Below are 11,692 nucleotides of genomic sequence, written 5' to 3'. Positions count from 1 at the left end.
ACCCCGACCTACTGGGTGATGGGGGGGGGGGGGCCCGAAGCCGGGGGGCGCCCGCGCCCCCGCCCGGGGGGGGGGGGCCCCGGCCCCGCGGAGCGACGTCAGCGCGGGGTGCTCGCCCGCAGGAAGTGCTCGTCCTGACGCAGGATCGCCTGCATCACCTTCGTCATGGGTACGCCCGGGTTGATCCCGATCTGTTCGCGCAGGATCTTCTTCGCCTGGTGGAAGACCTGGATCGCGTCGGCCTGGCGGCCCTCGGCGTAATAGGCCTTCATGAGGTTGACATACAGGTCCTCCCGGAAGGGATCGTGGTCGACGAGGCCGTTCAGCCGGGTGATCGCCTCGGTGTAGTAGCCGAGGCCGAGGTCCGCCTGGGCGCGGAGTTCGACCGCCGCCGTGCGTTCCTCCTCCAGCGACTCGGCCTTGAGCCGGAGCCGGCTGGAGGTGACGTCGGCGAGGGCCGGGCCCCGCCAGAGCGCCTGGACCGCGTCGAGCTTCTCGGCCGCGTCCCGGTGCTTGCCGCGCTGGTGCAGCTCCCGGGCCTTGCGCACGGCTTCTCGGAACACGAAGAGGTCGATGGACTCCTGTGGAATCTTCAGTTCGTAGCCGCGGTCGTGCGAGCCGAGCATGTCGCGTGGCAGCCCGGCCTGCGTCAGGGCCTTGCGGACCATCCAGGCCGAGGTCTGCAGCTGGCCCGAGACGGTGAGCGGCGGCTCGCCGTCCCAGGAGTCCTCGATGATCGCCTCCTTGGAGACGACCTGTCCGGCCCGCAGGGCCACCGAGGCGAGGAAACGTCTCTGCCGCTGTCCCTGCATGGGACACGGCACGCCGTCTCTCACCAGGGCCACCGGGCCGAGGAGCCGGATCGTCACATCGTTCCAAGTACTCATTGCGTTCTCCCCCGTCGTAGACAAGCCATGCCAGGTCCGGGAGTGGACGGGCACGGCTGGAATGCGTTCGTTCGGCGAGTACTTGCCAGGCCTTGCAGGGTGCGCGCCTGTCCTAGGTGGTGCGGACGGACGGCGTGGGTGCGCATCGCTGCCCCTGGCCAGTGCCGCCCTTTACTCGGAGTGCCCGAGGTCACTCCGTCAGTTTCTTGAGGAACTTGGCGGCGATGGGGCCCGCGTCGCGGCCGCCCGACCCGCCGTCCTCCAGGAGGACCGCCCATGCGAGGTTCCGGTCCTGCTGGTAGCCGATCATCCACGCGTGGGTGCGCGGCGGCGTCTCGGTGCCGAACTCCGCCGTGCCCGTCTTGGCGTGCGGTTCGCCGGAGATGCCTCTCAGGGCCTTGCCGGCCCCGATGGTGACGGTCGCCCGCATCATGTCCCGCAGCGAGTCGACGACGCCGGGGTCGAGGCGGGCGGGCGCCTCGTACTTCTGGCGGACGGCGTCGGGCACGAGGACGGGCTGCTTGAAGACGCCCTCCTTGACGGTCGCGGCGATCGAGGCCATCACGAGCGGGGACGCCTGCACCCGGGCCTGCCCGATGGTGGACGCGGCCTTGTCGTTGTCGCTCGTGGAGACCGGGACGCTGCCGTCGTAGGTGATGGCGCCCACGTCCCAGGAGCCGCCGATGCCGAAGGCCTCCGCGGCCTCGTGCAGACCGGCCTGGGGCAGCTTGGCACGGGAGTTGACGAAGAAGGTGTTGCAGGAGTGGGCGAAGCTGTCCCGGAAGGTGGAGCCGGGCGGCAGCGTGAACTGGTTCTGGTTCTCGAAGCGCTGACCGTCCACGTTGGCGAACTTGGGGCAGTCGGCACGGTCCGAGGGCTTCATGCCCTGCTTGAGCAGGGCGGCGGCGGTGACCACCTTGAAGGTCGAGCCGGGCGGGTAGCGTCCCTCGAGACCGCGGTTCATGCCCGAGGGCATGTTCGCGGCGGCCAGGATGTGCCCGTTGGTGGGGTCGATCGCGACGAGGGCCGCGTTCTTGGTGACGCCGTCCAGGGCGTCGGCGGCGGCCTCCTGGACCTTCGGGTCGATGGTCGTGCGGACCGGCTTGCCCTCGCCGCCCTTCTGGGCGCCGGTGAGGGTCTTGACCACCTGACCGGACTGGCGGTCCACCACCACGACCGACTTGGCCTGACCCGCTCCGCCGGCGAGCTGCCTGTCGTACCGGGCCTCCAGGCCCGAAATGCCCTTGCCGGTCTGCGGATCGACGACGCCGACGAGCGACGCGGCCCGCAGCTCCTTGCCGTCGGCATCCAGAATGGCGGCCCGTTCACGGGAGTTGAGGGCGAGCGTCTGTCCCGGAACCATCTCCGGGTGGATCATCTCGGTGTGGAATTCCACCTTCCACTTCTTGCCGGTCTCGACGACATTGGCCTTTGACTGCCAGGAATAGTCGCCCGCTCCTGGTATGGCCATCTTGACAGTGAACGGAATAAGAACTTTCGCGTCGGCCTTCCGCTCGCCCTCGCCCGCCTCGATCTCGGTCTTGGAGGGCTTCAGGTTGGTCATGACGGACTTGATCAGCGACTGGGCGCCGTCCGGCGTGTCCGTCAGCTGCGCGGCCCGCGCGGCGTCGCCGGCCTGCCAGGCGCCGAGGAAGCCCTCCAGCGCCTTCGTCGCCTCCACGACCTGCGGGTTCTCCGCTCCGTCGTCCTTGAGCAGCGTGCTGTATCCCCAATAACCCGCCCCGGCAACCACGGCCAGCACCACACACGTCGCGATGACCGAGGAGCCCCGGGAACGGCCCTGACGGGTGGGGGGTAAGCCGTTCCGATTTCGATAGCGTGCCATGCCCCCAAGGCTAGGCGGACCTTCTTTTGCGCCACCGGGCGCACGCACATTTCAAGACAGTCACACCTGTAAAGGAATCGTGAAAATCGCCGGACCGATGAACCGTCCGCGAAGTGGGCGCGTGGCGGTGAACGGCGTTCAACAAAGGGCTTGTTACCACCGCCCCCTCCCCTCCCACGGTATGCAAAAGGGGCATCCGGGGAGCCGGAATGTGGGCTAGTCCACTGAAGAAACCCTCTCGAACTCCTGTCTCCGAATACCGGAACTGTCCGGATCACATCCGGTGGTACGGCGACCGGCCGCCCGGCCGCTCTCCGCCCGCTCTCCGCCCGCTCCCGCCGATACGGACGAGAGAGGGCGCGAAGAGGATGCCCGGCGAGGGTGGCGGGCATCGCACATCCGACCGAGTCTGGAGACACCTCATGTCCCGTGTATCGACCGGCCCCAGCACCGAACCGACCGCCGCGCACGCGCTTCTGTCCCGGCTGCGCGAGCACGGTGTGGAGAAGGTGTTCGGAGTCGTCGGCCGAGAGGCCGCGTCGATCCTCTTCGACGAGGTCGAAGGGCTCGACTTCGTCCTCACCAGGCACGAGTTCACCGCCGGTGTCGCCGCTGACGTCCTCGCCCGCATCACCGGCCGTCCCCAGGCATGCTGGGCCACCCTCGGCCCCGGCATGACGAACCTGTCCACCGGCATCGCCACCTCGATCCTGGACCGCTCGCCGGTCATCGCCCTGGCCGCCCAGTCCGAGTCCCACGACATCTTCCCGAACGACACCCACCAGTGCCTGGACTCGGTGTCGATCATCGCCCCGATGTCCAAGTACGCGGTGGAGCTCCAGCGTCCGCACGAGATCACCGACCTGGTGGACTCCGCGGTGACGGCCGCCATGACCGAGCCGGTCGGCCCGTCGTTCATCTCCCTGCCGGTCGACCTGCTGGGCTCCAGCGAGGGCATCGACGCCTCGGTGCAGCACCCGCCGGCGAACACCCCGGCCAAGCCGATCGGCGCGGTCGCCGACGGCTGGCAGCAGGCCGCCGACCAGGCCGCCGAGCTCCTCGCGAAGGCCGAGCACCCGGTCCTCGTGGTCGGCGCCGCCGCGATCCGCTCCGGCGCGGTGCCCGCCATCCGCGCCCTGGCCGAGCGCCTGAACGTGCCCGTCATCACGACGTACATCGCCAAGGGCGTCCTGCCGCACGAGCACGAGCTGAACTACGGCGCCGTCACCGGCTACATGGACGGCATCCTCAACTTCCCGGCCCTGGACACCCTGTTCGCCCCGGTCGACCTCATCCTCACCCTCGGCTACGACTACGCCGAGGACCTGCGGCCGTCCATGTGGCAGAAGGGCGGCGAGAAGCAGACCGTCCGCGTCTCCCCCACCGCCAACCCGATCCCGCGCGTGTACCGCCCGACCGTCGACGTCGTCACCGACGTCCTCGCGTTCGTCGAGCACATCGACGCGGCGACGTCCTCGGTCGCGGCCAAGGACCGCCACGACATCGCCCCGCTGCGCGCCCGCATCGCGGAGTTCCTCGCCGACCCGGAGGCGTACGAGGACGGCATGCGGGTCCACCAGGTCATCGACTCGATGAACACGGTCATGGAGGAGGCCGCCGGCGCCGGCAAGGGCACGATCGTCTCCGACATCGGCTTCTTCCGTCACTACGGCGTGCTCTTCGCCCGCGCCGACCAGCCGTTCGGCTTCCTCACCTCGGCCGGCTGCTCCAGCTTCGGCTACGGCATCCCGGCCGCGATGGGCGCCCAGATGGCCCGCCCGGACGAGCCGACCTTCCTGATCGCCGGTGACGGCGGCTTCCACTCCAACAGCGCCGACCTGGAGACCATCGCCCGGCTCAACCTGCCGATCGTGACGGTCGTGGTCAACAACGACACCAACGGTCTGATCGAGCTCTACCAGAACATCGGTCACCACCGCAGCCACGACCCGGCGGTGAAGTTCACCGGCGTCGACTTCGTCGCCCTCGCCGAGGCCAACGGTGTCGAGGCGACCAAGGCCACCGACCGCGACGAGCTCCTCGCCGCCCTGCGCAAGGGCGCCGAGCTGGGCCGGCCGTTCCTGATCGAGGTCCCCATCTCCTACGACTTCCAGCCGGGCGGCTTCGGCGCCCTGAGCATCTGACGATGAAGGCGCCGGAGTTTCCGGCTGCCCACGGATTCCTGGCCTCCGCCCGCTCGGGCGGGGGCCGGGTCCCCCGGGCGGCGTTCGCCGCCCGCGGCAGCCACACCGACATCGACACGACCCTGCCCGGCCAGTCCCTCGCCGCGGTGCTCGTGCACGGCCCCGACGCCGCGCCCGAAGGCGCGCTGGCCCGGGACGCGGACACCGCCGTGCTGCTCGCCGGCGAGCTCTACAACCGCGAGGAGCTGCACTCCGTACTGCCCCCGGGCGACGAACCGGAGAGCGACGCCCAGCTGCTGCTCCATCTGCTGCGCCGCTACGGACTCCATGCCTTCCGGCTGCTCAACGGACGCTTCGCGGCCGTGGTGGGCACCGGGCGCCGGGTCCTGCTCGCCACCGACCACGCGGGCTCCGTGCCGCTGTACGCCCGGGTGGCCCCGGGCGAGGTCACGGCCTCCACCGAGGCCAAGACGCTGGCCGGACACGACCAGCCGCGGGGCTTCCCGCTGACGGGGGCGCGGCGCATGCCGGGCCTCGCGGACGTCTACCAGGTGCCGGCCGGCACCGTGTGGGACACCGACCTGGAGTCCGGCACGGTCGAGGTCCACCCCACCTGGCGGCCGCCGCTGTCCCGGCGGATCGTGCCCGAGGCGGAGGCGGTGGCGGCCGTCCGCGCCGCCCTCGACGAGGCCGTCGCGGCCCGCGTCCCCGCGGTCGGCACCCCGCTGGTGGTGCTGTCCGGCGGCATCGACTCCTCCGGAGTCGCGGCCTGCGCGCACCGGTCGGCCGGCGCCCTGGACACCGTCTCCATGGGCACCGACACCTCCGACGAGTTCGCCCAGGCCCGGGCGGTCGTGGACCACCTCGGCACCCGGCACCGCGAGATCACGGTGCCCACCGCCGACCTGCTCGCCCAGCTGCCGTACGCGGTGTGGGCCTCGGAGTCGGTGGACCCGGACATCATCGAGTACCTGCTGCCGCTGGTCGCGCTCTACCGCGAGCTCGGCGGCCCGGGCCGCCGCATCCTCACCGGATACGGCGCGGACATCCCGCTCGCGGGCATGCACCGCGAGGACCGGCTGCCGAACCTGGACACGGCCGTGGCGTACGACATGGCCACCTTCGACGGCCTGAACGAGATGTCCCCGGTGCTCTCGCTGCTCGGCGGCCACTGGACCACGCACCCGTACTGGGACCGGAACGTGCTCGACCTGCTGGTCTCCCTGGAGGCCGGCCTCAAGCGCCGCTACGGCCGGGACAAGTGGGTGCTGCGGCAGGCGATGGCCGACGCGCTGCCCGAGGAGACCGTCACCCGGCCCAAGCTCGGCGTCCACGAGGGCTCGGGCACCACGTCGTCGTTCTCCCTGCTGCTCACCGGGCACGGGGTCGCGGAGCAGTCGCTCCACGAGGCCAAGCGGCAGGTGGTGCGCGAGCTGTTCGACCGGACCGTGGTGGCCGGCCGTCACCCCGGCGAGGTGAGCACCGCCGACGCGGTGCGGTCCGTGGTCGACCGGCTCGGGCGGGGCACGGCATGAGCGCACCCGTCCGCCGGGCCCCGTTCCCGTCCGCCGTCGACTTCGAGGAGGGTGACTGATCCGTGGAGCGCATCGACTCGCACGTTTCTCCCCGCTACGCACAGATACCCACGTTCATGCGGCTGCCGCACGACCGCGATCCGCGCGGCTACGACGTCGTGGTGATCGGCGCCCCGTACGACGGGGGCACCAGCTACCGTCCCGGCGCCCGGTTCGGCCCGCGGGCCATCCGCAACGAGTCGGGGCTGATCCACGGCGTCGGCATCGACCGCGGCCCCGGCACCTTCGACCTGATCAACTGCGTCGACGGCGGGGACATCGACCTGACGCCGTTCGACATGAACATCGCGATCGACACGGCGCAGAAGCACCTGGCCGAGCTCCTCAAGGCCAACGCGGCCTTCCTGATGCTGGGCGGCGACCACTCGCTGACCGTGGCCGCCCTGCGCGCGGTCGCCGAGCAGCACGGCCCCGTGGCGGTGCTGCACCTGGACGCGCACTCGGACACCAACCCGGCATTCTACGGCGGCCAGTACCACCACGGCACGCCGTTCCGGCACGGGATCGACGAGAAGCTCATCGACCCGCAGGCGATGGTCCAGGTCGGCATCCGCGGGCACAACCCGAAGCCGGACTCGCTCGACTACGCCCGCGACAACGGGGTGCGCGTGGTGACCGCCGACGAGTTCGCCGAGCTCGGCGTGCGCGGCACCGCCGACCTCGTCCGCGAGCGGGTCGGCGGCCGGCCCGTCTACGTGTCCGTCGACGTCGACGTGGTCGACCCGGCCTTCGCCCCCGGCACCGGCACGCCCGCACCGGGCGGCCTGAGCTCCCGCGAGGTGCTCGGCCTGCTGCGCTGCGTGGGCGACCTCAAGCCGGTCGGATTCGACGTGATGGAGGTGTCCCCGCTCTACGACCACGCCGGGATCACCTCCGTACTCGCCACCGAAATCGGCGCGGAGCTGCTCTACCAGTACGCCCGCGCCCATCGAAACCAGAAGTAAGACGAAGCACGTAAGGAGACAAGGCGTCATGGCTTCTCCGATCATCGACTGCACCCCCTACCGCGAGGAGTTGCTCGCCCTCGCCGGCCGGCTCCCCCGGGTGCCGCGCGCGGATCTGTACGACTTCCTCGCGCAGGCGAAGGAGCTGGCGGAGGACCTGCCCAAGGGTCTCGCCGCCGCCCTCGACACGTTCAACTCCGAGGGAAACAAGGACGGTTACCTGCTGCTGCGCGGGCTGCCCGTCGACCCGGCCGAGCTGCCCGACACGCCCACCACGACCCCGGCGCCGCTGGACCGGCCGCTGCTGGTCATGGAGGCGATGCTGGCGCTCACCGGGCGCCGGCTCGGCCTGCACACCGGCTACCAGGAGCTGCGCTCCGGCACGGTGTACCACGACGTGTACCCGTCGCCGGGCGCGCACTACCTGTCCTCGGAGACCTCCGAGACCACGCTGGAGTTCCACACGGAGATGGCGTACCACGTCCTCCAGCCGAACTACGTCATGCTCGCCTGCTCCCGGCCGGACCACGAGCGCAAGGCCGAGACCCTGGTCGGCTCGATCCGCCTGGCGCTTCCGCTGCTCGACGACCGGACGCGGGCGCGGCTGTTCGACCGCCCGATGCCCTGCTGTGTCGACGTGGCCTTCCGCGGCGGCGTGGAGGACCCGGGCGCCATCGCCCGGGTCAAGCCGCTGTACGGCGACGAGCAGGACCCGTACCTGGGTTACGACCGCGAGCTGCTCGCCCCGGAGGACCCGGAGGACAAGGAGGCCGTGGCCGCGCTGTCGAAGGCCCTGGACGACGTGACGACCGGGGTGAAGCTGTCCCCGGGTGACGTGCTGATCATCGACAACTTCCGTACCACGCACGCCCGTACGCCGTTCAGCCCGCGCTGGGACGGCGAGGACCGCTGGCTGCACCGCGTCTACATCCGCACGGACCGCAACGGCCAGCTCTCCGGCGGCGAGCGCGCGGGTGACGTCGTGTCGTTCACTCCGCGCGGGTAATCCCCCCGTTCCGTTCCTCCTCCCCCCTCCGGTCGCGCCCCGGCACCGCTTCGGTGTCGGGGTGCGATCGTCTGCACACATCCGCGATGCATAGATATGCTGTGTTGTTAGAAGTGATGCAGCCTTGGAAATGATGCAGTGGGCGACGGAGACCGCCGTCGCCCCGCCATCCGCGTGACAGGAGACTCCTTCATGTCCGAGCCCACACCGCACACCCCACGGGGCTTCACCGTCCACACGGCGCCGGTGGGACTGGCCGACGACGGCCGGGACGACTTCACCGTGCTCGCCTCCACCGTGCCGGCCACCGTGAGCGCGGTCTTCACCCGCTCCCGGTTCGCCGGCCCGAGCGTCGTCCTCAGCCGCGAGACCGCGGCCGGCGGCCGGGCCCACGGAGTCGTGGTGATCGCCCGCAACGCCAACGTCGCCACCGGGCGCGAGGGCGAGGCGAACGCGCGCGAGGTGCGCGAGGCGGTCGCCCGTGCCCTCGGCGTACCGGAGGGTGAACTCCTCGTGGCCTCCACTGGTGTGATCGGGCGTCAGTACCCGATGGAGCGGATCCGGCAGCACCTCAAGACGCTCGCCCCGCCCTTCCCCGACGGCGGTTTCGACCGGGCGGCCCGCGCCATCATGACGACCGACACCCGGCCCAAGGAGGTCCGGGTGAAGGTCGGCGACGCCACCCTCGTCGGCATCGCCAAGGGCGTCGGGATGATGGAGCCCGACATGGCGACGCTGCTCACCTTCTTCGCCACGGACGCCCGGCTCGACCCGGCGGAGCAGGACCGGATCTTCCGGCGGGTGATGGACCGGACCTTCAACGCGGTGAGCATCGACACCGACACCTCCACCAGCGACACGGCCGCGCTGTTCGCCAACGGGCTGGCCGGGGAGGTGGATCCGGCGGAGTTCGAGGAGGCGCTGCACACCGCCGCGCTCGCCCTGGTGAAGAACATCGCGAGCGACGGCGAGGGCGCGAGCAAGCTCATCGAGGTCCGGGTCACCGGGGCCCGCGACGACGCCCAGGCCAAGCGCGTCGGCAAGGCCGTCGTCAACTCCCCGCTGGTGAAGACGGCGGTGCACGGCTGCGACCCCAACTGGGGCCGGGTCACCATGGCGATCGGCAAGTGCTCCGAGGACACCGACATCGACCAGGACCGGGTCACGATCCGCTTCGGCGACGTCGAGGTCTACCCGCCGCGCGCCGGCGGCGCCGAGGACGAGGACGCGCTGCGCGACGCCGTCGCCGAGCACCTGAAGGGCGACGAGGTGGTCATCGGCATCGACCTGGCCATCGCCGACGGGGCGTTCACCGTGTACGGCTGCGACCTCACCGAGGGGTACGTGCGGCTCAACTCGGAGTACACCACCTGACCTGACCTGAGCCCGTCGGCCCGGGGCGGCGGCCGGATATGCCGACCGCCCCGCGGCTATGCGCGCCCTCCGCCGCACCTCCTCGCCCGCCCGCCCGCGCCCCCAGGATGGGACGGACGCATCGTGACGAAGGCTGGAGGATCATGGAGACCACTCGGTCGAGGACCGTGGACGAGGGGGACGAGGGTTTCGACGCCGCGGTACGGGGTGTGGTCGGCGCGACCGACACTCCGGGCGGCACGCTCCGGCTCGTCCGCACGGACGACTTCGACTCGCTGGACCCCGGCAACACCTACTACGCCTACACGTGGAACTTCCTCCGGCTCGTCGGCCGGACCCTGGTCACCTTCGACACGGCCCCCGGCAAGGCCGGCCAGCGGCTGGTGCCCGACCTGGCCGAGTCCCTGGGCGAGTCCTCCGAGGGCGGCCGGGTGTGGACGTACCGGCTGCGCGAGGGCCTGCGGTACGAGGACGGCACGCCCGTCACCTCGGCGGACGTCAAGTACGCCATCGCGCGCAGCAACTACGGCACCGACGTGCTGGGCGCCGGCCCGACCTACTTCCGCCACCTGCTCGGCACCGACTACGGCGGCCCGTGGCGCGAGCCCGACACCGACGGCCCGGTGACCCTGGAGACCCCCGACGAGCGCACCCTGGTCTTCCGGCTCCGCGAGCCGTTCGCCGGCCTCGACCTGCTCGCGACGATGCCCAGCACCACCCCGGTGCCGCGCCACCGGGACACCGGCGCCGACTACCGGCTCGGGCCGGTGGCCACCGGCCCGTACCGGGTCGCCTCCTACACCCGCGGTGAGCTCGCCGTCCTGGAGCCCAACCCGCACTGGGACCCGGCCACCGACCCGGTGCGCGTCCGGCGGGCCGAGCGGATCGAGGTGCACCTCGGCAAGGACCCGCACGAGGTGGACCGCATGCTGCTCGCCGGGGAGGCGCACGTCGACCTGGCCGGCTTCGGGGTGCAGCCCTCGACGCAGGAGCAGATCCTCGCGGACCCGGTGCTGCGCGCCCACACGGACAACCCGCTCACCGGCTTCACCTGGATCTACTGCCTGTCGAGCAACATCCCGCCGTTCGACAACGTGCACGCCCGGCGGGCCGTGCAGTTCGCCACCGACAAGGCCGCGATGCAGCTCGCGTACGGCGGACCGGTGGGCGGCGACGTCGCGACCACGATCCTGCCGCCGACGCTCGACGGCTACCAGCCCTTCGACCGCTACCCGGTCGGCCCGGACGCCACCGGCGACCTGGACGCCGCGCGCGCCGAGCTGAAGGCCGCCGGGATGCCCGACGGCTTCCGCACCAAGATCGCCGCCCGCAAGGACCGGCTGAAGGAGTACCGGGCCGCCGAGGCGCTGGCCGCCGGCCTGGCCCGGGTGGGCATCGAGGCCGAGGTGCTCGACTTCCCGTCGGGCGACTACTTCGACCGCTACGGCGGCTCCCCGTCGTACCTGCGCGAGCACGGCATCGGGATCATCATGTTCGGCTGGGGTGCCGACTTCCCCGACGGCTACGGCTTCCTCCAGCAGATCACGGACGGCCGGGCGATCAAGGAGCGCGGCAACCAGAACATGGGCGAGCTGGACGACCCCGAGATCAACGCCCTGCTCGACGAGGGCGCGACCTGCGCGGACCCGGCACGGCGGGCGGAGATCTGGCACCGCATCGACCGGCTGACGATGGATCACGCGGTGATCGTGCCGTACCTCTACCCGCGTTCGCTGCTCTACCGGCACCCGGACGTCCGCAACGTCTACGTCACCGGCTCGTTCGGGATGTACGACTACGTGGCGCCCCGGCCAGTGTCCGCTCGTCGCCGAACCAGCGGCAGAGCAGCGGCTGCACCCCGCGCGGGTCGGCCACGAGCCGCTCCGCGACCAGGTC

At 71.3% G+C, this 11,692-nt stretch carries 8 protein-coding genes; 6 read left to right on the top strand and 2 right to left on the bottom strand.

The features are described from left to right. Positions 1–98: 98 nt before the first annotated feature. Entirely contained in the window at positions 99–887 is a 789-nt protein-coding gene (locus ACWEV0_RS34450; protein WP_453153752.1) for an AfsR/SARP family transcriptional regulator, read from the bottom strand. 190 nt (positions 888–1,077) lie between these two features. Then, positions 1,078–2,733: a penicillin-binding transpeptidase domain-containing protein gene (locus tag ACWEV0_RS34445; protein ID WP_453153751.1), complete on the bottom strand. Its 1,656-nt coding sequence runs from the start codon at positions 2,731–2,733 to the stop codon at positions 1,078–1,080. A gap of 422 nt (positions 2,734–3,155) precedes the next feature. On the opposite strand from ACWEV0_RS34445, the gene ACWEV0_RS34440 reads away from it, so the two are divergent. The 6 genes from ACWEV0_RS34440 to ACWEV0_RS34415 form a co-directional block, all read left to right on the top strand. Then, positions 3,156–4,877, top strand: a complete 1,722-nt coding sequence (locus ACWEV0_RS34440) for a thiamine pyrophosphate-binding protein (protein WP_453153750.1) — start codon at positions 3,156–3,158, stop codon at positions 4,875–4,877. A gap of 2 nt (positions 4,878–4,879) precedes the next feature. After that, on the top strand, positions 4,880–6,412 hold the full coding sequence (locus ACWEV0_RS34435) for an asparagine synthase-related protein (protein ID WP_453153749.1): 1,533 nt from the start codon (positions 4,880–4,882) through the stop codon (positions 6,410–6,412). Positions 6,413–6,474: 62 nt separating this feature from the next. Beyond that, complete coding sequence (gene speB / locus ACWEV0_RS34430) at positions 6,475–7,416, top strand: agmatinase (protein ID WP_403793189.1); 942 nt, start codon at positions 6,475–6,477, stop codon at positions 7,414–7,416. Between the two features lie 28 nt (positions 7,417–7,444). Continuing rightward, the gene (cs1, locus tag ACWEV0_RS34425) at positions 7,445–8,422 is read left to right on the top strand and encodes a clavaminate synthase Cs1 (RefSeq protein WP_453153748.1); all 978 of its coding nucleotides are present in this window, start codon (positions 7,445–7,447) and stop codon (positions 8,420–8,422) included. A gap of 192 nt (positions 8,423–8,614) precedes the next feature. Continuing rightward, the gene (argJ, locus tag ACWEV0_RS34420) at positions 8,615–9,796 is read left to right on the top strand and encodes a bifunctional glutamate N-acetyltransferase/amino-acid acetyltransferase ArgJ (RefSeq protein ID WP_453153747.1); all 1,182 of its coding nucleotides are present in this window, start codon (positions 8,615–8,617) and stop codon (positions 9,794–9,796) included. A gap of 143 nt (positions 9,797–9,939) precedes the next feature. Further along, positions 9,940–11,692, top strand: a 1,753-nt coding sequence (locus ACWEV0_RS34415; protein WP_453153746.1) for an ABC transporter substrate-binding protein, incomplete at its 3' end; no start/stop codon positions are given.

The sequence above is a fragment of the Streptomyces sp. NPDC003943 genome (assembly GCF_053605265.1).
Note: the sequence above shows the minus strand (reverse complement) of the source record. Positions and strands in the feature narration are given on the sequence as shown.

Bases quoted from the DNA above. Each gene is read 5' to 3' on its own strand.
- ACWEV0_RS34450 (WP_453153752.1), bottom strand. From the start codon at position 887: ATGAGTACTTGGAACGATGTGACGATCCGGCTCCTCGGCCCGGTGGCC.
- ACWEV0_RS34445 (WP_453153751.1), bottom strand. From the start codon at position 2,733: ATGGCACGCTATCGAAATCGGAACGGCTTACCCCCCACCCGTCAGGGC.
- ACWEV0_RS34440 (WP_453153750.1), top strand. From the start codon at position 3,156: ATGTCCCGTGTATCGACCGGCCCCAGCACCGAACCGACCGCCGCGCAC.
- ACWEV0_RS34435 (WP_453153749.1), top strand. From the start codon at position 4,880: ATGAAGGCGCCGGAGTTTCCGGCTGCCCACGGATTCCTGGCCTCCGCC.
- cs1 (WP_453153748.1), top strand. From the start codon at position 7,445: ATGGCTTCTCCGATCATCGACTGCACCCCCTACCGCGAGGAGTTGCTC.
- argJ (WP_453153747.1), top strand. From the start codon at position 8,615: ATGTCCGAGCCCACACCGCACACCCCACGGGGCTTCACCGTCCACACG.